Annotated in this window: 22 protein-coding genes; 5 read left to right on the forward strand and 17 right to left on the reverse strand. The window is 69.5% G+C overall.

The features are described from left to right. Nucleotides 1–159 precede the first annotated feature (159 nt). The 6 genes from AB0H49_RS31165 to AB0H49_RS31190 are packed head-to-tail and all read right to left on the reverse strand — an operon-like array spanning nt 160 to nt 6,573. A complete protein-coding gene (locus AB0H49_RS31165; protein WP_357256357.1) occupies nt 160–1,371 on the reverse strand; it encodes an acetyl-CoA C-acetyltransferase in 1,212 nt (403 codons plus the stop codon). Between the two features lie 23 nt (nt 1,372–1,394). Continuing rightward, nucleotides 1,395–2,549, reverse strand: a complete 1,155-nt coding sequence (locus AB0H49_RS31170; protein WP_357256358.1) for an acyl-CoA dehydrogenase family protein — start codon at nt 2,547–2,549, stop codon at nt 1,395–1,397. Beyond that, a complete protein-coding gene (locus AB0H49_RS31175) occupies nt 2,533–4,074 on the reverse strand; it encodes a 3-hydroxyacyl-CoA dehydrogenase (protein ID WP_357256359.1) in 1,542 nt (513 codons plus the stop codon). Before AB0H49_RS31175 ends, AB0H49_RS31170 begins: the two co-directional genes overlap by 17 nt. After that, on the reverse strand, nt 4,074–4,859 hold the full coding sequence (locus AB0H49_RS31180; RefSeq protein WP_355003032.1) for an enoyl-CoA hydratase-related protein: 786 nt from the start codon (nt 4,857–4,859) through the stop codon (nt 4,074–4,076). The genes AB0H49_RS31175 and AB0H49_RS31180 overlap by 1 nt, the downstream gene beginning before the upstream one ends. Further along, nucleotides 4,856–5,641 carry a CoA-transferase gene (locus AB0H49_RS31185; RefSeq protein WP_357256360.1) on the reverse strand — a complete coding sequence of 262 codons (786 nt, stop codon included), beginning with the start codon at nt 5,639–5,641 and terminating at the stop codon, nt 4,856–4,858. The genes AB0H49_RS31180 and AB0H49_RS31185 overlap by 4 nt, the downstream gene beginning before the upstream one ends. After that, on the reverse strand, nt 5,638–6,573 hold the full coding sequence (locus tag AB0H49_RS31190; RefSeq protein WP_357256361.1) for a CoA-transferase: 936 nt from the start codon (nt 6,571–6,573) through the stop codon (nt 5,638–5,640). The genes AB0H49_RS31185 and AB0H49_RS31190 overlap by 4 nt, the downstream gene beginning before the upstream one ends. Nucleotides 6,574–6,679: 106 nt before the next feature. Between AB0H49_RS31190 and AB0H49_RS31195 the strand changes: the two genes are divergently transcribed. Further along, a complete protein-coding gene (locus tag AB0H49_RS31195; protein ID WP_355003029.1) occupies nt 6,680–7,594 on the forward strand; it encodes a LysR substrate-binding domain-containing protein in 915 nt (304 codons plus the stop codon). Nucleotides 7,595–7,600: 6 nt separating this feature from the next. Here AB0H49_RS31195 and AB0H49_RS31200 read toward each other — a convergent pair whose 3' ends face one another. The 7 genes from AB0H49_RS31200 to AB0H49_RS31230 form a co-directional block, all read right to left on the reverse strand. Further along, nucleotides 7,601–8,758, reverse strand: a complete 1,158-nt coding sequence (locus tag AB0H49_RS31200; protein WP_357256362.1) for an acyl-CoA dehydrogenase family protein — start codon at nt 8,756–8,758, stop codon at nt 7,601–7,603. Between the two features lie 95 nt (nt 8,759–8,853). Then, nucleotides 8,854–9,612 (reverse strand): hypothetical protein, encoded by a 759-nt coding sequence (locus AB0H49_RS31205; RefSeq protein ID WP_355003027.1) that lies wholly within the window; start codon nt 9,610–9,612, stop codon nt 8,854–8,856. Between the two features lie 77 nt (nt 9,613–9,689). Then, entirely contained in the window at nt 9,690–10,940 is a 1,251-nt protein-coding gene (locus AB0H49_RS31210; RefSeq protein ID WP_357256363.1) for an ABC transporter substrate-binding protein, read from the reverse strand. Then, nucleotides 10,930–11,898, reverse strand: a complete 969-nt coding sequence (locus AB0H49_RS31215; protein WP_357256364.1) for a branched-chain amino acid ABC transporter permease — start codon at nt 11,896–11,898, stop codon at nt 10,930–10,932. Before AB0H49_RS31215 ends, AB0H49_RS31210 begins: the two co-directional genes overlap by 11 nt. 95 nt (nt 11,899–11,993) lie before the next feature. Next, a complete protein-coding gene (locus AB0H49_RS31220; RefSeq protein WP_357256365.1) occupies nt 11,994–12,875 on the reverse strand; it encodes a branched-chain amino acid ABC transporter permease in 882 nt (293 codons plus the stop codon). Nucleotides 12,876–12,877: 2 nt separating this feature from the next. After that, nucleotides 12,878–13,603: an ABC transporter ATP-binding protein gene (locus AB0H49_RS31225; protein ID WP_357256366.1), complete on the reverse strand. Its 726-nt coding sequence runs from the start codon at nt 13,601–13,603 to the stop codon at nt 12,878–12,880. Next, nucleotides 13,600–14,358, reverse strand: coding sequence for an ABC transporter ATP-binding protein (locus tag AB0H49_RS31230; protein WP_355003022.1), 759 nt, complete (start codon nt 14,356–14,358; stop codon nt 13,600–13,602). Before AB0H49_RS31230 ends, AB0H49_RS31225 begins: the two co-directional genes overlap by 4 nt. Nucleotides 14,359–14,583: 225 nt before the next feature. On the opposite strand from AB0H49_RS31230, the gene AB0H49_RS31235 reads away from it, so the two are divergent. From AB0H49_RS31235 to AB0H49_RS31250, 4 genes are all read left to right on the forward strand, one after another. Continuing rightward, nucleotides 14,584–15,867 carry a helix-turn-helix domain-containing protein gene (locus tag AB0H49_RS31235; protein ID WP_357256367.1) on the forward strand — a complete coding sequence of 428 codons (1,284 nt, stop codon included), beginning with the start codon at nt 14,584–14,586 and terminating at the stop codon, nt 15,865–15,867. A gap of 75 nt (nt 15,868–15,942) precedes the next feature. Beyond that, nucleotides 15,943–17,424, forward strand: a complete 1,482-nt coding sequence (locus AB0H49_RS31240) for a long-chain fatty acid--CoA ligase (protein WP_357256368.1) — start codon at nt 15,943–15,945, stop codon at nt 17,422–17,424. A 521-nt stretch (nt 17,425–17,945) separates the two neighbouring features. Next, complete coding sequence (locus AB0H49_RS31245) at nt 17,946–18,347, forward strand: STAS domain-containing protein (RefSeq protein ID WP_355003019.1); 402 nt, start codon at nt 17,946–17,948, stop codon at nt 18,345–18,347. A gap of 143 nt (nt 18,348–18,490) precedes the next feature. Then, complete coding sequence (locus AB0H49_RS31250) at nt 18,491–18,976, forward strand: hypothetical protein (protein WP_357256369.1); 486 nt, start codon at nt 18,491–18,493, stop codon at nt 18,974–18,976. A 4-nt stretch (nt 18,977–18,980) separates the two neighbouring features. On the opposite strand, the gene AB0H49_RS31255 is transcribed toward AB0H49_RS31250, so the two are convergent. The 4 genes from AB0H49_RS31255 to AB0H49_RS31270 form a co-directional block, all read right to left on the reverse strand. After that, the gene (locus AB0H49_RS31255) at nt 18,981–19,934 is read right to left on the reverse strand and encodes a helix-turn-helix transcriptional regulator (RefSeq protein ID WP_357256370.1); all 954 of its coding nucleotides are present in this window, start codon (nt 19,932–19,934) and stop codon (nt 18,981–18,983) included. Nucleotides 19,935–20,097: 163 nt separating this feature from the next. Beyond that, a complete protein-coding gene (locus AB0H49_RS31260) occupies nt 20,098–20,295 on the reverse strand; it encodes a hypothetical protein (RefSeq protein WP_355003016.1) in 198 nt (65 codons plus the stop codon). A gap of 20 nt (nt 20,296–20,315) precedes the next feature. Beyond that, a complete protein-coding gene (locus tag AB0H49_RS31265) occupies nt 20,316–21,323 on the reverse strand; it encodes a PfkB family carbohydrate kinase (RefSeq protein ID WP_357256371.1) in 1,008 nt (335 codons plus the stop codon). Next, nucleotides 21,320–21,883 (reverse strand): SIS domain-containing protein, encoded by a 564-nt coding sequence (locus AB0H49_RS31270; protein WP_355003095.1) that lies wholly within the window; start codon nt 21,881–21,883, stop codon nt 21,320–21,322. The genes AB0H49_RS31265 and AB0H49_RS31270 overlap by 4 nt, the downstream gene beginning before the upstream one ends. Nucleotides 21,884–22,095 lie beyond the last annotated feature (212 nt).

The raw sequence follows: 22,095 nt of genomic DNA on the forward strand, positions 1-22,095 counted from the left end.
CCTTGGATGCGAAAGAGTCCCGGCGGTGACATAGGAACGCGCCCGGCAGCGGTGGGTGATCGGCTGGAGAACCCGGCCGATCACCCACGTCGGCGTGGAGATGGGGATATCACGCGCGTGCGCGTCGAAGTGGGTCGACCGGGACGTCGTAGGTCGGGATCAGGACATGCGTTCGAAGACCGCGGCGAGGCCTTGACCGCCGCCGATGCACATCGTCTCCAGGCCGTATCGTGCTTCGCGGCGGTCCATTTCGCGCAGGAGGGTGGCGAGGATGCGGGCGCCGGTGGCGCCGACGGGGTGGCCGAGGGAGATGCCGGAGCCGTTTGGGTTGAGGCGCGGGTCGGTGGGGTCGAGGTTCCAGTGGTGGAGGACGGCGAGGACTTGGGCCGCGAAGGCCTCGTTCAGTTCGATGACGTCCATGTCGGCGAGAGTGAGTTCCGCGCGGGCGAGGGCGCGCTCGGTTGCCGGAACCGGGCCGATTCCCATGGTGCGTGGGGCTACGCCCGCCGCGGCCCAGGAGAGCAGGCGGGCGATTGGGCGCAGGCCGAGTCTGCGGGCCTGCTCCGGGGTGGTGACCAGGCAGAGGGCCGCGCCGTCGTTCTGGCCGCTGGAATTGCCTGCGGTGACCGTTGATTCGGGATCGATCGAGGAACGGATCGGCCGCAGTGCGGACAGCGCCTCGACGGTGGTGTCGGCGCGCGGGTGCTCGTCGGCGTCGACAAGGACGGGTGCCGAGCGGCGTTGCGGAACAGAGACTCCGACGATCTCGTCGGCGAATCGTCCCGCGCGCTGGGCGGCCACGGCGCGCTGGTGGGAAAGTACGGCCAGTGCGTCCTGATCCGCTCGGCTGATCGCGTACTCGGCGCGCAGGTTCTCCGCGGTCTCGATCATGCCGCCCGGCACGGGGAAGTCGCGGCCGCCCGCGGTGACCCGGGCCCTGGCGAGGCGGTCGGCCAGCGCGACGCCGTCGCCCTTGATGCCCCACCGCATTCCGGTCGCGTAGAACTCGGTCTGGCTCATGGATTCGACGCCGCCCGCGAGCACGAGATCGCTGCCGCCGGTGGCGACTTGCAGGCACGCCTGGATGATCGCCTGGAGTCCGGAGCCGCAGCGCCGGTCGACCTGCATGCCGGGGACGTCGATCCCGAGGCCCGCGTCGAGGGCGGCGATTCGTCCGATGGCGGGGGCTTCGCCGTTGGGGGAGGCCTGGCCGAGGATCACGTCGTCGATCGAGGCGCCGTCGATGCCGGTGCGACGCACCAGTTCTCCGATGACCGTGGTGGCGAGTTGTTGCGGCGAAACGTCTTTGAGCACGCCGCCGAAGCGGCCGACGGGTGTGCGCAACGGTTCGCAGATGACTGCGTCGGGCATTCGTTGTCCTTGAAGAGGGGCGGTCACATCGCGTCGATGCCGGTGAGGGCGCGGCCGATGATGAGTTTCTGCAATTGGCTGGTGCCCTCGTAGAGGGTGAGGACTCGCGCGTCACGCAGGTATTTGCCCATGGGGTACTCGTCGATGAAGCCGTAACCGCCGAAGACCTGTAAGCAGTTGTTGCTGACCCGTACGGCGGTCTCGCTGGCCGCGAGTTTGGCCATGGACGAGGCGAGCTGGATCTCGTCGCGCGAGGCTCCGGCGTCGACGAGGGCGGCGGCCTTCCAGGTGAGCAGGCGGGCGGATTCGACGTCGAGCGCGGAGTCGGCGAGCAGCTCCTGGACGAGCTGTTTGGTGGCGATCGGCTTGCCGAACTGGGTGCGTTCGGTCGAGTAGCGCACCGCGGCGTCCAAAGCTGCTTGCCCGACGCCGACGCTGCCCGCGGCCACGGAGATGCGTCCCTTGGCCAAGGCGCCCAGGGCGATCCCGAGACCCTTGCTTACCGCGCCCAACCGCGCCGAGTCCGGCACCCGGACATCCTGAAGCGAGAGCGCGGCGGTCGCCTGTCCGCGCAGGCCGAGCTTGCCGTGGATGGTCGTCGCCGTGAAACCCGGTGTGTCCGTGGGCACGAGGAAGGCGGTGATGCCTTTGCCGCCGTCGGCGGAGGTGCGGGCGAACACCAGGGCGACCTTGGCCCAGGTGCCGTTGGTGATGAACATCTTCTCGCCGGAGATCACCCAGTCGTCCCCGTCGCGAACCGCCTTGGTGCGCAGGGAGGCCGCGTCGGAACCGCTGTCGGGTTCGGTGAGGGCGAAGCAGCCGAGCGCGCGTCCGGAGGTCAGCTCCGGGAGCCACCTGTGCTTCTGCTCGTCAGTGCCATGTGCCGCAATAGATTTGGTGACGAGTCCGAGCGACACCGAGACGATGCCCCGCACGGCGGAATCACCGCGCCCGAGTTCCTCGCAGACCAGGACGTAGGAGAGCATGTCGACCTCGGTGCCGCCGAATTCCTCGGCGATGCCGAGCCCGAGGAAGCCGAGTTCGCCGAGTCGGTCGACGATGGCCAGGTCGACGGTCTCGGCACGGTCCCAGTCGCGCGCATGCGGGGTGATCTCGGTGTCGACGAAATCGGCGGCCAGCGCGCGGATCTCGCGGTGGGTGTCATCGAGAACGAACATCGGTTCCTCGGTTCGTGAGCAGGTCTTCGGGACGGGTGCCCTTGGTGTGCAGGGGGATTCGCTGCTCGGAGCGGCTGCGCAACCAGGAGCTCACCCGGTAGCGGGGATCGCGGGTGTAGGCGTACAAGCCGTCGAGTATCGCGGTGACCCGCTCGGTGCCTACGGATTCGCCGAGTTCCAGCGGTCCCAGCGGGTAGCCGAGGCCCAAGCGAGCGCCGCGATCGATGTCCTCCGGTGTGCCGATGCCGTGTTCGGCGAGGGCGCAGGAGAGGTTCACGATCGCGCCCAGGATGCGTTGCGCGACAGGGGCGGTGCCGTCGGCGGTCGGCGTCGGTGTGTAACCGGCGGCGGCCAGCAGGCGCAACGCGGGCGCCGTGGCGAGCGGGTCGGCGGCGGTGGGCACCACGACGGTGAGGCGGCTGCGGTCGAGGCCCAGCGGATCGATGCCGAGGGTCCGGGCGGGGTCGAGGCCGTAGCGTGCGGCGAGGCGGTAGGTCGGTTCGCCGATCGGCAGGACGAGCGAAACCGCTTCGGCACTGGGCGATTCGAGCACCGTCGCACCGGCTCGGCGCAGCGCCGCCGCGAAATCGGGGTGGTTGTGAACGTGGACCGGGGTCGCATCGGCATCCGGCGTGATGTCCGGTTCGGCGGGCAGCAGCGGTGCGCCGTCCTGGTAGCGGTAGAACCCTTCGCCCGTCTTGCGGCCGAGCAGACCGCCGGCGACACGGGCGGCCGCGATCGGGGAGGGGCGCAGCCGCGGGTCACCGTAGAAGCCCGCGGAGACGGTTTCCATGACGGGGTGGCTGACGTCCAATCCGGTCAGGTCCATCAGCTCGAACGGGCCCATCCGCAGGCCGAGTGTGTCGCGGACGATGCGGTCGATATCGGCGGGAGAGGCGATCTGTTCGGACAGGATGGCCAGCGCCTCGCTGGGCAGGGCGCGCCCCAGGTGGTTGACGAGGAAGCCGGGGGTGTCCCGGGCAAGGATCGGGGTGTGCCCGATTCGGTCGACGAAAGCCGTTGCGGTATCGATGAGTTCGGGCGCGGTCCGCAGACCGGGCACGATCTCCACCAGGGACATCAGCGGCACCGGATTGAAGAAGTGCAGCCCGATCAACCGGGTCGGGTCGTGCAGCGCCGACGCGATCGCGGTGATGGACAGCGAACTGGTGTTGGAGGCGAGCACGGCGTTCGGTGTCGCGGTCTCCAGCTCGGCGAAGATCGCCTGCTTGACCGGAAGCTTCTCGACGACGGCCTCGATCACGAGATCGATGTCGTCGGCGGGTGCGGTCGGGGCGGCGCCCGCGGTGAGCCGCGCCAGGATGGCCGCGGCCTCGTCGGCGTCGCGCTTGCCCTTGTCGACGGACCGCTGGATCATCGCCGCGACGAACTCGAGCGCGGACGGAACAGCGGCCGCGTCGGCGTCGGTCAGTTCGACCCGGTATCCGGCGGTCGCGGCGACCTGGGCGATGCCGCGGCCCATCGCCCCCGCGCCGACGATGCGGATGCGTTCGATCGGTTCCATCAGTGTCCTTCGTAGGTCGGCGTGCGCTTGGCCAGGAAGGCGGCGATGCCCTCGGCATGATCGGCGGTATCGAACAACATCTGAAAGGTCGTGCGCTCCAAGGCGATCGCGGTGCTCAACGGAGCGTTCTCGGCGTGCCGCGCGATGCTGCGAATCGCGCGGACGTTCAGCGGCGGCTGGCGCAGGATGGTCGCCGCGATCTCGACGGCCGCGTCCAGCGCGGTGCCGTCGGGCACGATGTCGGCGACGATCCCGATCTGCTGGGCGGTGGCGGCATCGATCGGTTCGCCGGTCAGCACCATGCGCAGCGCGCGAGCCCGCCCGGCCCGCTGGACGAGGCGGCTCAATCCGCCCGCGCCGGGGATGAGCCCGACCCGGATCTCCGGCTGCCCGAACCGCGCCGAGGCGCCGGCGACCACGAGATCGCACGCCATGGCGAGTTCGCATCCGCCGCCGAACGCATAGCCTTCGACCGCGGCGATCACCGGTGTGCCGAGTTCGTCGAGCACGGAGAAGACCTTGCCGGTCTCCTGAGCGAACAGATCGGTGGGCCGATACGTGCTCATCTCCTTGAGATCCGTGCCCGCGACGAAGACTCCCGCGTCGCCGGTGAGGACGACGACGCGGACCGCGGGGTCGGCATCGGCAGCTGAAAGCTCCTCGGCGAGCGAAGTTTTCGTGAAAGAGTTCAGCGCATTGCGGGCCTGCGGCCGGGAGATGCGCAGCACACGGATGCCCGCGTGTTCGCCGGACAGATCGGAACGGAGAACGGAAGGTTCGGTCATCGGAGATACACCCTGGTCGGATCGATGGTGGTGCGCAGCAGGTCGAGCTCCGCCGCGGTCGGGGGTTCGGTGACGGTGACGTTCTCGGCCACCCGGAGCCGCCAGCCGGTGGCGGCCACGACCTGTTCGACGGAGACGCCTGGATGCGTTGCGGTGAGGCACAATTCGCCATCGGCGTCCGCCGTGAGCACCCCGAGGGGCGTGATCACGGTGGTCACGCCGCGCCCGCGGGTGCGCACCCGCGGCTCGGCCCGGCGCGCCACCGACGGCGCCGGGCTGGTGGTGAAATCGAGCCGATCGACGAACGAGCGCGGATCGTGTCGACGCAGGACCACGAAGATTTCGTCCGCGTTCGCCATCACCTCGGTGGCTCCGCCCGCGCCGGGCAACCGGGCGGCCGGAGTGGCGTAGTCGCCGATCACGGTGCTGTTGAGGCTGCCGAAGCGGTCGATCTGCGCCGCGCCGAGGAACCCGACGTCGAGGTAGCCGCCCTGGAGGACGTACCCGAAGAGCGCGTGCATCCCGAGAATCGCCTCGGCTCCGGTGGCCAGCGGGGCGTCGCCGATGGTCTCGGGTAGGCGCGGGGGATGCGCGCCACAGACGCCGGACTCGTAGACCTGCTCGAGGTCGGGTGAGGTGGTCGCCCGCGCGAGCGTCACGGCGAGAGTCGGCAGGCCGATTCCGGCGAAGACCCGGCGTTTGCCGCGCAGATGGCGGGCGCTGAGGACGGTGAGCAGTTCACTCGTGGTGTGGGCGCGTGTCCTCGGCGGTGCGTCGGTCATCGTGCGCATCCGTAGTCGACGGGGTGCGACAGCGCGGGCTCCGGTATCAGGCGATCGAAATAGCCAGGGCCGAGCTTGTCCAGGTAGGCGGCGTGATCGGGCAAGTCGTAGATCCATTCGCGCAACCACCGGTCCAGCGCGGCGGGATCCTTGCCGATCTCGGGCCACGACCGGTAGAAGTCGTTGTCGCGGTCGTAGTAGCCCTGCACGTAGGAGGGGTGCGCGCCGCGCGGACACTCGACGACCGCGTCGACCGCGAATCCAGGGATCACGGTGCGGTTCGGGTCGGCGCGGATCACCTCGTCGTCGACGATCTCCTCGACCACCACGATGGTGCGCTCCGACGCGAACGCCACCTCTTGCATCGGCCCGAGAATGCCCCACGCCTGCACATTGCCCGCGCGGTCCGCGCGCTGCGCGTGCAGGATCGCCACATCCGGTCGAATCGGCGGAACCACGTAGATCTCCTCGACGCCGCCATCCGGGGCGGGATACGGCGACGTCACCTTGGCGATGCGCGGATTGCGCGCGGGCAGATCGCCGCCCGCGTACGAACGCAGCGGGTAGAAGGGCAGATCGGCGGCCCCGGCGAGATAACGGGCGAGCAGGCCGTAGTGGCTGTATTCCTCGATCTCCAGTCCACGCGGTTCACGGCGCTCCACGGCCCTGCGGATGGCGTGCAGCGAGCCGACCGAGCTGTTGCCGGTGAACGAGAAGATCATCTTGCGTGCCACGCCCGCCGCGACCAGCTGGTCGAAGACGATGTCGGGCGTCATCCTGACCAGCGTCAGCTCGCGCCTGCGCTGGCGGATCAGCTCGTGCCCCGCGGCGACCGGGATCGCATGGGTGAATCCCTCCAGTGCCACGGTGGCGCCGTCCTCGACGAACGCGGCGACGGCCTCGCGCACCGTCAGCTGTTTGGACCGGGGCATCGGGCTCCTTCGTTCGGATCGATCCTCACGGTGCCTTGTCGAACCGATATAGTCCAATACTCAATTCGCAATTCAGTGATACCGATTCTTACCTAATGGGGTCGTCGTGGAGTTCCGTCATCTCGCCGGGTTCGTCGCGGTCGCCGAGGAGTTGCACTTCGGCCGCGCGGCCGAGCGTCTGCACATGGCTCAGCCGCCGCTGAGCCAGCAGATCCGCGCGCTGGAGAAGGAGCTCGGGGTCGCGCTGTTCGAACGCAACACCCGGTCGGTGCGGCTGACCGCCGCGGGCGAGGTGCTGCTGCCGCACGCGCGCAAGGTCCTCGACGACATCGAGGTGGCCCGGCGCGCGGCGGTCGCGTCCGGGCGCGGCGAGGTCGGCCGGGTCTCGATCGGCTTCGCGGGCGCCAGCAGCCACGAGGCGCTGCCGACGCTGACCAGGGCGGTCCGCGCCGCGCACCCCGGTATCGAGGTGCGCCTGCGCGGACAGACCTACGCGGGCGCCGCGCTCAACCTGGTCGCCGCCCGCGAGCTGGATCTGGGCTTCGTCCGGCTGCCGGTGCGGCGCGAGGGCGTCGCGGTGCGGGTCATCCAATACGAGCGACTGGTCGCCGCGCTGCCCGCGGAGCACCCGCTCGCCGACGCCGTCGATATCGATGTGGCCGACCTCGCCGACGACGCCTTCGTCACCTTTCCCGGCACGCAGGGCTCGAGCGTGCGCGACCACCTGGTGCGCACGGCGCTCGACGCCGGGTTCACGCCCCGCATCGTGCAGGAGGCGCCGGACTCCTACACCATCCTCGACCTGGTCGCCGCCGGGGTCGGCGTGACGCTGACGCTCTCCTCGGTGCAGCACATCCACCGGACCGGCATGGTCTACAAGGAGTTGCGCGGCGACGTCCCCGCGCTCGCGTCCGCACTGGCCTGGCGGGCGGACAACGCCTCGCGTGCGCTGGCCGCCGTGCTCGAGGTGGCCGAGGAGGTGCTGCCCACTCCGCCCGAGCCGACGGCGGGCGCACGCTGAAATCCCTTACAGGCCCATGTCCTTGGCGATGATCATGCGCATCACCTCGCTGGTCCCGCCGTAGATCCGGTTGACGCGGTTGTCCGCGTAGAGCCGGGCGATCGGGTACTCGGTGATGTAGCCGTAGCCGCCGTGCAGTTGCAGGCAGCGGTCGATCACGCGGGAGGCGGTCTCGGTGCAGAACAGCTTGGCCGAGGCGGCGTCGGCCGCGGTCAGCTCGCCACGGTCGTGCGCGGCGAGGGCGCGATCCACCACGGCTTCGGCCGCGTCCACCTCGGCGCGGCAGGCCGCAAGCTCGAATTTGGTGTTCTGGAAGCTGGCCACCGGCTTGGCGAAAACCAGCCGGTCCCTGGTGTATTGGTGCGCGAAGCGGATGGCCGCCTTGGCCTGGGCATAGGCGCCGACGGCGATGCTGAGCCGCTCCTGCGGCAGGTTCTGGCCGAGATAGGAGAAGCCGCGGTGTTCCTCGCCGAGCAGATCCTCGACCGGAACCCGGACGTCGGTGAAGGTGAGTTCGGCGGTGTCGGAGACCTTGAGGCCCAGCTTGTCCAGCTTGCGGCCGACGGAGTAGCCGGGCGAGCTGGTGTCGACCACGAGCAGGGACAGGCCGTGGCGGCGGTCCTCCGCCGTCGAGGGCGCGGTGCGCGCGCACACGATGACGCGGTCCGCGTGCACGCCGCCGGTGATGAAGGTCTTAGCGCCGTTGAGCACGTAGTGCGTGCCGTCCTCGGACAGGGTCGCGGTGGTGCGGATGCCCGCGAGGTCCGAGCCGGTGCCGGGTTCGGTCATGGCGATGGCGAACATGATGTCGCCGCTGACGAAGCCGGGCAGCCAGCGCTGTTTCTGCTCCTCGGTGGCCAGCGCCTTGAGGTACGGAAGGCACAGCGACACATGGACACTGGAGCCGCCGAAGGACACCGCGGCCCGCGCGATCTCCTCGGTGAGCACGGCCTGGAAGGAGAACGACTCGATACCGGCGCCGCCGTACTCGGTCGGAACCTCGATGCCGAACACGCCGAGTTCGCCCAGCTTGCGGTAGAAGTCGCGAGGCACGATGCCGTCGGCGTACCACTTGTCGTACTCCGGGACGACCTCGGATTCGATGAACGACCGGACGGTCTCCCGGAACGCCTCGTGGTCGGCCTCGAAAACTGTTCTGCGCACGCTGATTTCCTTCCTCGTCGTCGGCGGCGTCGCACCGCCGCGCAGGCCTGTCCGGCGGTGTGCCGGACAGGCCTGCGGGATCTTTTCTCGGGGTGTTACTTAGGGGGAGCCGGAACCGAAGGGTCCTTGCAGTAGGGCAGTTCCGCCGGGCAGGGGGTCAGGATGGTGGAGAAGTACTGGAACGCGGAGAACAGCGCGATCGGACCGCCCACCGTGATCAGCCCGACCATGGCGCCCACCGCGCCCAGCGTCGCCGCGCCGAGCACGCACCCGGCGATGGTCGCGCCGACCCAGGGGAGCAGCAGCGCGATCACCGGGCTGGCGACCGTCGCACCCGCCGCGCCACCCAGCAGACAGCCGACGCCGCCGCCGAGCACCGCGCCGACCACGGCACTCACCGCGGCGCTGATGGTCATCCGCTGGGCGAACACGCCGAGTGCGGATTGGTCACGCGGGGTGAAGGATTCGGCGACCTGCTTGGCCGCCTGCTCCTGGCTGATGACCTCGTTCGCCGACACGGCCGCCACCGGCGTTCCGCCCTCACGCGACGGCGTCAGGATCGCGCGGTCACCCTCGACCCGCGCCGCGATCGGATACGACATGGCATCCATGCGGTAGGTGAGTGGCACGGCCGCGACCGGCGTGTCGTGCACGTCGGTGACCACCAGCTGGTCCGCGACGACGCGCAACTTGCCGTCGCCGATGGCTACCACGGCCGAATCACCCTGGCGGGTGACCTCGTAGCGCACCGCACCCTGTTCCTCGGCGGGCTGGGCGTTGGTGACGCCCGCGCCGCAGACGCCGACGGCAACGGCCGCCATAGCTGCGGTCACGACGCTGTTTCGCAGTTTCATAGTTGATCCTCATCGATCGGTTTTCTTCGTGCTTGCCGACGACGCCGGAATGCGCCGCGGCACGTGGTGGGGAGTGGCTACTTGCCGGTGTCGATGACGTCGCCGGTCAGCACCCAGTGGTCACCCTCGAACCTCTGGATGCGCAGGGACTCCATCGGGAACGCGTCGCCTTCGCCGGTCTTCAACGTGATGCCGGGCAGCAGCAGGTCGATGCCGACATTGTCGAGCGAGCGCATGGCGTCGCGAAGTCCCTCGCGGGTGGGGCATTTCGCGGCTTCCATGGTCTTGTGGAAGCTCTCCGCGGCCGCCCAGCCGACCACCGTGTACTGGTTGGTCGGGTCGGCGCCGGGCGCGTACTCGGCCAGCTTCTCCTGGTAGTGGCGCATGGCGGCGTCGGACGACCACTGCGGGTCGGACGGGTCCTTGGTGAACGCCGCAGACACCACGCCCTGGGCGTTCTCCAGGCCGACCGGCTTCAGTGTGCTGATGGTGTTGGCCACCTGGGTCAGGATGTGCAGCGGGTTCCAGTCGGTGTTGCGCCGCTCGGCGGCCAGCGCCTGGGAGGCGAACTTCGGTGTGGAGAAGTTCAGCAGCACATCGGCTTTCGAGTTCGCCAGGTTGCGCACCTGCGGTTCCACCGTCGGGTCGGTGACCTCGTAGCTCTGCTCGGCCACCACTCGGACGCCGCTGCCCGCGACGGCCTCGGTGAAGCTGGACAGCAGATCCTTGCCGAAATCGTCGTTCTGGTAGATCACGGCCACGGTCGCATCGGCCTTGTGCTGGCGGACGTACTGCGCGAAGGCGCGGCCCTCGGCGCGGTAGCTGGGCTGCCAGCCGATGGTCCACGGATGTCCCTCGTCCGCACCCCATTTCGTCGCACCGCCCGCGACGAACACCTGCGGCACCTTGCGCTGGTTGAGGTAGTCCCACACCGCCGAGGACGTCGGGGTGCCCAGGGTCTGGAAGACGGCGAACACCTGATCCTGCTCCACCAGACGGCGGGTCTCCTCGACGGTCTTCGGCGGCTGGTAGCCGTCGTCGCGCACCAGGTACTCGACGGCGCGGCCGCCGATTCCGCCGTGCTCGGCGTTGAGGTAGTCGAAGTAGGCGCGAACGCCCTTCGGCAGCTCGCTGTAAGCGGAGGCGGGACCCGACAGCGGGTAGACCCCGCCCAGCTTGATGCTGCTGTCGGTGATTCCCGTGGTCTGCTGACCACGGCATTCGCCCTGTCCGACGGTGCTGCCCGTGTCGTCGCGGCCGCCACAGGCGGAGACCGCGAGCAGGACGGCGGCCGCGACGCCGGCGGCGCGGATTGCCTTAGTGCGCATTGTTCTTCCCTTTCCGAACGAGATGTTCGAGCCAGCGCGCCGTGCGGCCGAGGAGTCCGGCCAGTCCGTTGGGCGCGAGGTACATGACCGCGATGATCAGCAGTCCGAAGATCACTCCCGGCGCCGCCTGGTTGAGGTCCTGGGCGAAGCTCGGGACGTACATCACGAACAGCCCGCCCAGCAGCGGTCCCCAGTGCCCGCCGAGCCCGCCGACGACCAATCCGGCCAGCAGCGTGATCGACAATCCGACGGCGAAGGAGTCCGGCGAGACGAAGCCGATCACCCAGGTGTAGACGCAGCCCGCCGCACCGGCGAGCATGGCGCCGCAGGCGAAGGCGAGCGTCTTGTAGAAGGCCAGGCGCACGCCCATCACCTCGGCCGCGATCTCGTTGTCGCGGATCGCGTGCAGCGCCCGGCCGACCCGGGAGCGCAGCAGCCCCGCGACCAGGACGAAGCTCACGACGGTGACGAGCAGCGCCAGGAAGTACAGCCACTGGTCCTCGGCCAACCCGGTCCACACCGGCGGCGCGGGCTTGGTCAGCGTCAGCCCCATGGAGCCGCCGGTGACCGACTCGAACCGCTTGAGCAGCGGCACCAGGAAGATCGCGATGGCCAAGGTGACCAGTGCCAGGTACAGCCCCCGCAACCTCAGAGCCGGAATGCCGAGGGCGAATCCGAGCGCGAAGGCCACCGCCGCGGCGACCGGAAGGGTCGCGAAATACGGTGTGTCCCAACGATCCATCAGCACCGCGCTGGTGTACGCGCCGACCGCGAAGAACGCGCCGTGCCCGAGCGAGATCTGGCCGGTGTGGCCGACGAGCACGTTCAAGCCGAGCAGCGCGACCGCGTAGATCATCGCCAGCGCCAGCTGGAAGGTGCGGAACGGCACCAGCTGGAACGGTGCGAGACAGGCGATCAGCAGCAGCGCGCCGATCCCGAGCCATGTCCAGTTCGGCATCCGCAGCCGTCGTGTTTCCGCGCGGGGAGCGACGGTTTCGGTTGGCGCCGACGATGTTTCCGCCGCGACGGCGGTGTTTCGAGTTCCCATGTCGCTCATACCCGTTCCACCACCGCGCGACCGAACAGACCCTGCGGCCGCAGCAGCAGGACGCCGAGAATGATCACCAGGGGCACGCCGATCTTGAGTTCGGTGCCGATGACGTCCAGGTAAGCGCCGGTGAGGGTTTCGGCCACCCCGACGATCAGTCCGCCCGCCACCGCGCCGCCGGGGCTGTCGAAGCCGCCGAGCGTCGCCGCCGCGAAGGCGTAGATCAGGACGCCGCCCATCATGTTCGGCTCGAGGAACAGCAGCGGCGCCGACAGCACGCCGGAGACCGCGCCGACCAGCGCCGCGAGGCCCCAGCCGAGCGCGAGCACGGTGCCCACCCGGATGCCGACCAAGCGCGCCGACTGCGGGTTGCAGGCCACGGCCCGCATCGCCAGGCCGATCTTGGTGTAGCGGAACAGCAGGTACAGCAAGCCCATCACCGCGGCGACCACGCCGAGCACCCCGAGGCTGCTGTACCCGGCGGTGACGCCACCGGCTCGGAAAGCCCCCTCCGGGAACGGATTCGGGAACGACTTCACCTGGTAGGACCAGATCCAGCCCGCGGCGGCGTTGATGAAGAAGAACAGGCCGACGGTGACGATCACCAGCGTCAGTTCCGGTGCGCCCTCGACGGGCCGGATGATCACCCGTTCGATCAGCATGCCGCCGACGAAGGACACCGCGAGCGTGGCCGGTAGCGCCACCCAGAACGGCAGGCCGCTCTGCACGCACTGCCAGGCGAGGAAGGCCGAGAACATGGCCAGCTCGCCCTGGGCGAAGTTGACGATGCCGGTGAATCGGTAGATGAGCACGAGCGCCAGCGCCAAACCGGCGTAAATCGCTCCGGCCGTGAGGCCTTCGATGATCTGTTGCAGAAATCCGGCCATGGTCACACCCGGTATCCGAGATAGGACTCGGCGACCTGCTCGTCGGCCTTGATCTGGGCCGCGGTGCCGGACAAGACGATTCGGCCGGTCTCCAGGACATGTGCCCGGTGGGCGGTCCCGAGCGCCAGATGCGCGTTCTGCTCGACGACGATCACGGTGGTGCGCTCCTCTTCGTTGATGGTGTGCACGATTTGAAAGAGCTCCTGGGTGACCAGGGGCGAGAGGCCGAGCGACGGCTCGTCCAGCAGCAACAGCCGGGGCCGGGACATGAGCGCCCTGCCGATGGCCAGCATCTGCTGCTGGCCGCCGGAGAGTCCGCCCGCCGTCTCGCGCAGCTTGTCGCGCAGGATGGGGAAGAAGTCGAAGACCCGGCGCAGGTCGGCCTCGGTGCGGACCCGGTCGCGGTGCTGATAGGCGCCGAGGCGCAGGTTCTCCTCGACGGTCAGCGGCAGGAAGGTGCCGCGGCCCTCGGGCACGTGCGCCACACCGAGCCGGGCGATGGCTTCCGGTGTGCGGCCGGTGATCTCGGCGTCGTCGAGGCGCACGGTCCCGCGCACCCGGATCATGCCGCACAGTGCGCGCAACAAGGTCGTCTTGCCCGCGCCGTTGGGACCGAGGACCGCGCAGACCTCGCCGCGGGCGACCGAGAAGCTCAGGCCGTGCAGTACTTTGGCCGCGCCGTAGCCCGCGCGCAGGTCGGTGACGGTGAGGAAGGGTTCGCCGGTCATGCCGCCGTCCCCAGGTAGGCCCGGATGACCGCCGGATCACGTTGCACCGCTTCGGGTTCGCCCTCGGCGATGACGCGGCCGAACTCGAGGCACACCACCCGGTCGCAGGTGCCCATGACGAATCCCATGTGGTGCTCGACGACGATCACCGTCAGGTCGAACTCGTCGCGCAGCGCGCGTAGACGCTCGGCGAACACGTCGACCTCGCCGTGGCTGAGCCCGTTGACCGGCTCGTCCAGCAGCAGCAGGCGCGGCCCGACGGCCAGCGCGCGGGCCAGCTCGATCCGCTTGAGCGTGCCGAACGGCAGGCCCGCGGCGGGGTGGTCGGCGACATCGGCGAGGTCGAGCCGCTCCAGCAGCGCGTCGACCTCGGCGCGCAGCCGCCGCTCCTCCGCGCGGACCCGCGGCAGGCGCAGGCTCGCGGAGACGAAACCGGCGGAGGCCCGGTGGTGGGCGCCGACGAGCACGTTGTCCCGGACGGACATGCGGGGGAACAACCCCAGGTTCTGGAAGGTGCGGGCGATACCGAGTCCGGCCAGCGCGTCGGGGCGGACCGTCAGCAGGTCCTCGCCCTGGTAGCGCATCGTGCCCTCGGTGGGCTGGTAGCGCCTGGTGAGGCAGTTGAACAGGGTGGTCTTGCCCGCCCCGTTCGGACCGATCAGACCGACCATCTCGCCCGGCGCGACGCCGAAGCCGACGTCGTGCAGGGCGGTGATGCCGCCGAAGCGAACGGTCAGGTGGGATATCTCGAGCATTCGTCCTCCGGCCCGCGTCCGAGACGTGGGTGAAATTCCGTGCGGGTCGGCGCAGTCCTTGCGGTCTGGCCAGTGGATCGTGGTCAGCGTAAAGACGCTGGTCAGGGCGCACATCGGACGCGGAGGCCCAATCTCGGCGGCGCGATTTGTCCGGCGTGGACAGGGGTGGGTGCCTCCTTCGGCCCTGTTGACACCCGCGACGAGGGCCGTGGAGTATGCCGGGTTATGTCAGCTGGATCACATTCGACCGGGGTATCCGCGCCGGTCCAGGCCGAGCGCACGCGGATCGTCGGCAGCGTCTTCGAGCACGCGCACGACATCGCCGACGCGGGCATGTCCGCGATCCTGGCGCAGGTCCCCGGGTACGCGGCGCGGGACACGAGCTTCCACGCCGACGTACACGATCAGCTGACCCGGCTCTGCCGGACCGGACTCGGCGCGCTGCTCGACAAGCGGCGGGTCACCGTCGACGACATCGGCTACGCGCGGCGGGCCGCGGCGCGCCGCGCGCAGTCCGGGCTGACGCTGGTCGACTACATCTCCGCGTTCCGGCTCGGGCAGCAGGCGATTTGGAAATCGCTGCTCGCCCACGCGGGAGACTCGGAGGCCGGGCGCGACGCGGCGCTGTCGATGGTCGTGCCGTTGACCCGCTACTGCGACCTGATCAGTACCCAGGCGGCCAACGCCTATCTGGAATTTCAGCAGTACCTGTCCGCCGAGGCCGGGCGCGACAGCCGAGAACTGGTGGAGAGTCTGCTGGACGGTGCCTTGCCCGACCGCGGGCCGCAGCTGGCCATGGCCCACGCGCACGGCATCGGCACCGAGCGGGCGACGCCCATGGTGGCGGTGACGGCGGTCGTGTTGCGCACGGCCCATCGCGGTGAGCCGGGCAGTTCCGAAGCGGAGGCCAGGCACATCGCGTCGGCGGCGCTCGCGCGCACCGGCGTCAACGGATTGCGCACGTTGTCGGTGGTGCGCGGATCGGAGATCGTCGCGCTGCCCGCGCTCGGTCGCAACGGGTCCGCCGACGAACTGTGCGCGCTGTTGCGGCGCACCCGCGACAAGCTGCACGCCGAAGGCATCACCCTCGGCATCGGCGTCAGCACGGTGTTCACCGAGATCGCCCAGTTCCCGCGGTCTTATCAGCAGGCGCGTTCGGCGTTGGATCTGCTGCCCGAGGACGGTGGCGTGCTCGCCCTTCCACACCTCTCGCCGTTCCGCTACCTCATGCTGCGCGCCGACGACACCGTCCGCCAGCTGGTGGATCCGCGGATCGCCGCCGCGCTGGCCGAGGATCGGCTGCGCGGCGGAATGCTCGCCGACACCATTCGCGCCTTCGCGGGCGCCGACATGAATCTGCGCGAGGCCGCGGACGGCCTCCGCATCCACCACAACACGGCCAAGTACCGGCTGCGCCGCATCCAGGAACTCACCGGCCGTAATGTCCGCAGCGTCAACGACCTCGTCGAATTGCTCGTCGCCATCGAGCTGCACGAGGCGTCGAAGTAGCCGCAGAAACTTGCACCGCTAGTTTGGCTGATCTACGGTTGGCGAAAAACTTGCGACGTTAGTTTTGGAGGTGGCATGAACGCCACGCTGTCGTTGGCGAGCATCCTGGCCGAGCAGGCGCGCCGCCGCCCGGACCGGATCGCGCTGATCGAGGGTGCGCAGCGCATCACGTTCGCCGAGTTGTGGTCGCAGGCCCGGGAACAGGCGGCCGCGCTGATCGAACTCGGTGTGCGCCCCGGCGACCGCGTGGCGCTGATGTGCCCCAACACCGCCGAGTTCCCGCGCGCCTACTATGCGATCCTCGCTGCGGGCGCCGCGGTGATTCCAGTGCACCTGCTGCTGACGGCGAACGAGGCCGAGCACGTCCTGCGCGACAGCGGGGCGACGTTGCTGGTGTGTCACGAGCAGTTCGCCGAGGTCGGCAAGGCCGCGGCGGGCGCGGTCGGAATCGGCTGTCACGACCCGAACACCCTTGTGGCGGAACCGATTCGGTCGTTCGTCTCCCAAGCGCCCGGCGACACCGCCGTGATCTTCTACACCAGCGGCACCACGGGCAAGCCGAAGGGCGCCGAGCTCAGCCACTTGAACATGGTCATGAACGCGACGGTGAACGCCTTCGACGCCAACGACGTGCGCAGCGACGACGTCGCCCTCGGCGCGCTGCCGCTGTTCCACATCTTCGGCCAGACCGTCTCCATGAATTCCACCTGGCGCGCGGGCGCGACGCTGGTGTTGCAGCCGCGCTTCGACCCCGACGAGGCCATTCGCCTGATGCACGCCGAGGGCGTCAACACCTTCCACGGCGTGCCGACGATGTACGTCCGGCTCATCACCGCGGCGACGAAACTCGGTGCGCCGCAATTGCGTTTGTGCATCTCCGGTGGAGCGTCGTTGCCGCAGCCGGTGCTGGAGACCTTCCACGAGCTGTTCGGCACCTCGATCCTGGAGGGTTACGGACTCTCCGAGACCTCGCCGACCGCCGCGGTGAACCAGCCGGACTTCGGGCCGAAGGCGGGCACCGTCGGGCACGCGGTGTGGGGCGTCGAGGTCGAGATCGCCGACCCTGGCATCGCGGACGAGATCGTCCTGCTGCCGTCCGGCGAACTCGGCGAGATCGTGATCCGCGGGCACAACGTGTTCAACGGATACATCGGCAATCCGGCCGCCACCGCCGCCGCCGTCGTGCAGGGCTGGTTCCGGACGGGTGATCTCGGTGTGCGGGACGCCGACGGCTACGTGAACATCGCCGACCGGATCAAGGACATGATCATTCGCGGAGGGTTCAACGTGTACCCGAGCGAGGTGGAAGAGACGCTGCTGTACCACCCCGCCATCGACGCGGTCGCGGTGATCGGCCTGCCCGACGAGACCTACGGCGAGGAGATCTGCGCGGTCGTCGTCGCCGGAGCCCCGCTGACCGCCGACCAGGTCATCGCGTTCGGCCGCAAGCGCCTGGCCAAGCACAAGTACCCGCGCCGCGTGGAGTTCGTCGACCAGCTGCCGCTCGGCCCGAGCCACAAGGTTCTCAAGCGCGAACTCGTGCGCCACTACAGCTGAGCACGCCGTGTTCCGGCCCATCCGAAGGCATGTTCGACGCCCGTGAGGGTAGCCGAAAGTTGACTGGACGATCTGGCCGGAGAGGAGGTGTTCGCGATGATGGATATGTTCTCGCAGATGATCGGGATGCTGCGCGAGTGGTGGAGCAGCATGTTCCCCGGCATGCCGATGATGATGTGACGCGCGGGGTCGACGGTCGAACCGCAGGGGGACACAGGGGGATTTCCGGGCTGGGACTCCGGATCGCGCGCAGGTGGGAACGGTCCTTTGCCGCAAATGGTGAAGTCGATCGGCTACCGGCCTATGCTTGGAGCACAACATTGGATGGCGGCCGGGGCCGCGGATCGTGGCTACGATCCAGCGACGCCGAGGGCCGAAAGACAGGACCGGCCGCAGGCTGAGATCTTCAGACGAGCACAGTCCCACGCGGTTCTCGGGCGAATCGCACCGACCATGGTGGCGCCGTTCAACGGTGCCGTTCGGCCGATGGGTGGGACACCATCCCGTTGGGAGGTTCTGCGATGTCGACGAAAATCGTTGTGCGGTCCGGTGTCGGGCGAGTTCACCGCTATATGTACGACAAGCGGCGGCCAGGGGGACGGTCGGTAGCCATGCGCGGCAGTTGCGTGGTGATGGCGGTGGACGGCGAACTGGATCTCGCCGGACTGCCCGAGCTGTGCGCTGCGCTGGACTCCATACCCGAGCACGGCTGTCGCGCCGTGATCGTCGATTTCCGTACCACCCGTTTCGTCGGGATTCGAGCCGCCATCGCACTGGGGGAATTCAAGAGGAAGCTCGCGGAACGGGGCGTCGACCTGCGGCTTGTGTCGGGACATGCCGAGATCGACCGAGTGCTCGACGTGGTGGGAGTGCGCGCGCTGTTCTGTTACTACGCCAACCTGGACGAGGCGCTCGGGCGGTGAGCCGCCGACTTCGCGCTTCGTTTTCTGGAGGGCGACACTTCGTTCTCTGTGTTGTGGGGTTCGACCGGGTGTTGCCACGCTGATACCTCCGTGGTCGTGCGCGTCGTCGGCTGCGTCCATCGCCGACGTCCGAAGGAGCCACCATGCTCGAAACGAGCCCCTGCGACCAGGCTGGTGACCCGCCGCCCGCCGCGCAGGCGACCGCCGACATCCGGAATCCGCACACGGTGGCGCGCGAACTGGCCGAGGCGCTACCGCACAACGTGCTCGTCGGACTGACGGTCCGCGTGGGTGACGAGTTCGCGGTGCGCGCGTGGTCCTCACCGCGGGCGAAACTGGCCGAAGAATCCCAGCTCATCAGCGATGCCGCGCCGAACAGGACGGCGCTGAACGAGGACGTCGCCGTCACCGTCGCCGATCTGGACGGCGAGACCCGCTGGAGCGACTGCCGGGCGCAGCTGCGCCTGCTCGGCGTGCGCTCGATGCACTGCCGCGGTATGCGCGCGGCGAACGGCACGACCGCTGTGCTGGCCGTCTACGCCGAGCGCCCGCACGTCTTGGACGCGAGCCTCGACCCCGCCGTCGCGGCGGCCTGCCACCAGATCGTCGCGATGCTGGACGGCCGGTAGCCGGTCAGTCGTGCAACGTCGCCCGCGGGGCGACGCCGTAGGTCTGGCGATAGCTGCTCGCGAACCGGCCGGGATGGGCGAAACCCCAAGCCGCGGCGACACCGGTGACGGTGTGGCCGTCGTCGGGGGAGGCCGCGGCCAACTGCTCGTGCGCGCCGGCCAGGCGCACCTTCCTCAGATAGCCCATCGGCGTCGTGTCCAGGTGCCTGCGGAACGCGAGCTGGACGGCTCGAATGGTGACGTGGGCGCCCGCCGCGATGTCGGCGACGCTGATCGGCTCGGTGGCGTGCGCCTCGATATAGGCGATGGCGCGGCGGAGAGTGTCCGGGTGGGCGTCCCTGCGGTCGACGGACGTCGGTTCGGGCGTCGCGGTATTCGGGAAGGCCCGTAGCACGCTCGCCGCGAGACACTGCTCCGCCGAGGCGGCGATCAGCGACGATGCCCGCGCCTCCGGTACCGCGAGGACGTGCTCGCGCAGCCACCGGATCACCTGGCGTAACTCGGCGACCGCGGTGTCCGACACCGGTCGGTGGTGGGTCAACCTGACCGGCTCGGCGCTCCGGCCCGGCGCCGCCGAAGCCACCTGGGTGAGCAGGCGCGGATCGAACATGGTCAGCTGATAGCGCGCGCTGCGCACCACGCCGGAATACGGTTCGTCCGGCAGCGCGATCTGCGTGAGATCGCCGGGAAGGAAGGTGTCCGTCGAGCCGTCGGCGAAGGATTCCTCGATGGCGCCGGTCCGCATGTCGCACAGGCACACCCGGCCGAGCGGATCGGCGCGGTAGGCCATGTCGAATTCCAGATCCAGCTGGTCGACGCTGACGGTGCCCATCACCTCGCGCGAGACTTGCGCGCGCGTCCGCTCGTGACTGCTGCCGATCCGCATCTTCGTGTAGGCCGAGTTCAGCATGGCCTCGGTCGCACCGAGATCCTCGCTGTCGAAGACGAATGTGTCCATGCTTCCCGCCTCGGCCGGGCCCGCTGCGGGCGATTGCATCGGATGGGCCGTCCACGGCGGCTCGGTACGCGAACGTGCCGGGACGGAGACCACCACAGTAGTCCGATTCTGGTGCGGCCGTGCCGGAAGCGCGGCCGAATCACCGGGGCGAACCGGCCGCCCGTCAGGGTTGCGGGTTGTCCGGCGGTGCCGGACGCGGGAGGTCGGGGCGAGCGGTCAGGGCTTCGTCGTCGTCGGCAAGCGGTTCGGGATCGCGCCATTCTTCGGCGCGGCTCGACAGGTTGCCCTGCAACGCGCCGTGCAGCTCGTGCGCGAGTTGGTCGTCGCGCTTGGGCCCGTGCTTGCTGTTTCCGCGTTCCATCGTGTCCTCCTTTCGCGTGATCAGCGGTGCCGAGGCGATGCTTCGGCACTCTCGTTCTCCGTGGCGAATACCCGGAGCCGCATCGCCGCTTCGGTCTGTGTGACGGCGAAGGCGGAAGCCGCACCGGCGCGGACGAATTCGGCCGCGGAGGCGACCGCGTACCGCACCGATTTCTCCGTACCGGCTCCGTCGGCCATCGCGACGGTGGCTGCCGAGGCGAACCGGTCGCCCGCCCCGCAGGTGTCCGCGTTCGCCGCCGCGCGGCGCTCGACCGGAACCGGGACGGGCACGCTGTCGGGCCGTCCATGGCAGTACAACACCGCGCCGTCCGCGCCGAGTGTCACCGCGACGGCCCTGGCCGCCCACCGATCGGTCAGCGTCCGCGCGCGGCCGCCGAATTCCGTGCCGCCGGGCGCGAATCGTTCGGCCTCGTCCCGGTTCGGCGTGACCAGGGCGGCGCCGCGCACCGGCTCCGGACCTCGGGGATGCGGGTCCCAGACCACCGGCGCCTCGCGGGCCCGCGCCTCGACGAGGGCGCGGATCTCCGGGTGCGCCGCTGCGCCGCGGCCGTAGTCGGCGATCAGCACGGCACGGGCCGATCCGATGGCGGTCCGCACATCGTCGTCGAGGGGCTCGTCGGTGACGCGCCCGTCCCCGGAGTCGAGCCGGGTGATCGGAGCGGGGACGCTGTCCACGCTCGGCCCCGCGCACGGGCCCACCGCCCGCACGCGCTCCTTGCACACCGTGCTGCCCGCGAACGGCAAGCGAGCGAGACGAATCCCCTTGGGCAGCAACGCGCGCAGCCGTTCACCCGCCGAGTCGTCGGCGAAACCGGCGACGAGCACGACATCCTCGAGGTCGCTGGCGCCGAGTAGTGCGGCAAGTCCCGCCCCGCCGGGACGAAACGACCGCGCGGTCACGTCCACCACCGGGACCGGGGCATCCGGGCTGTGCCGGTCGGCGCGGCCGACCACCTCGATGTCGAGCAGCGCGTCGCCGACCACGACCAGCGGGGCTCCGGAGATCACGAATCCGCCTCGAGCGCGGCCTCCACCGCCGCGCACAGCGAATGCACCAGCACCAAGTGCATTTCCTGCACGGTGGCGACGGTGTCGGCTTCGATCGGTATCGCGTCGTCGCACAGCGCGGCGAGCGTGTTGGGCGAGGGTCCGGTCATCGCCCAGGTCGCCAGGCCGATCTCGTGTCCGGCCTTGGCGGCCGCGATGACGTTGGCGCTCGAGCCGCTGGTGGACATGGCGATCAAGACGTCGCCGGGGCGGCCGTGGGCGCGCAGTTGCCTGGCGAACATCTCGTCGGGTCCGTAGTCGTTGAGTATCGCGGTGAGACTGGAGGTTTCGGCGTGCAGCGAGATGGCAGACAGCGGTCGGCGGTCGTCGCGGAACCGGCCGGTCAGCTCGGCGGTCAGGTGTTGCGCCTCCGCGGCGCTGCCGCCGTTGCCGCACGCGAACAAGCGCCCGCCGCGGTCGTAGACGGCGGCGAGCTGCTCGCCCCAGGCCAGCACCCGCGCGACCGCGGGCCGAAGATTGCGACCGAGGGCCGCGACGAGCGCGTCGAAGTGCTCCTCCAGTTCCACCGTAACCGGGCTGTTCTGCCGATACTCTGCGCTGCTCACGACGGCCCCTTCCTTATCCGTGCACGCCCACCAGGACGAAGGTGATCGCGGCGGCGAGAGTTTCCGCAGGGTATGGCGGTTTCGACGCCCACCTTGTCTCGGTGATGCCCAGACCGACCACTTCGAAACAGTCCGGGAGGATCGCCGGTCGGATCGTTCGCGGTGTG

The organism is Nocardia sp. NPDC050713, assembly GCF_040654315.1.
In the GTDB taxonomy this organism is placed as follows: domain Bacteria; phylum Actinomycetota; class Actinomycetes; order Mycobacteriales; family Mycobacteriaceae; genus Nocardia.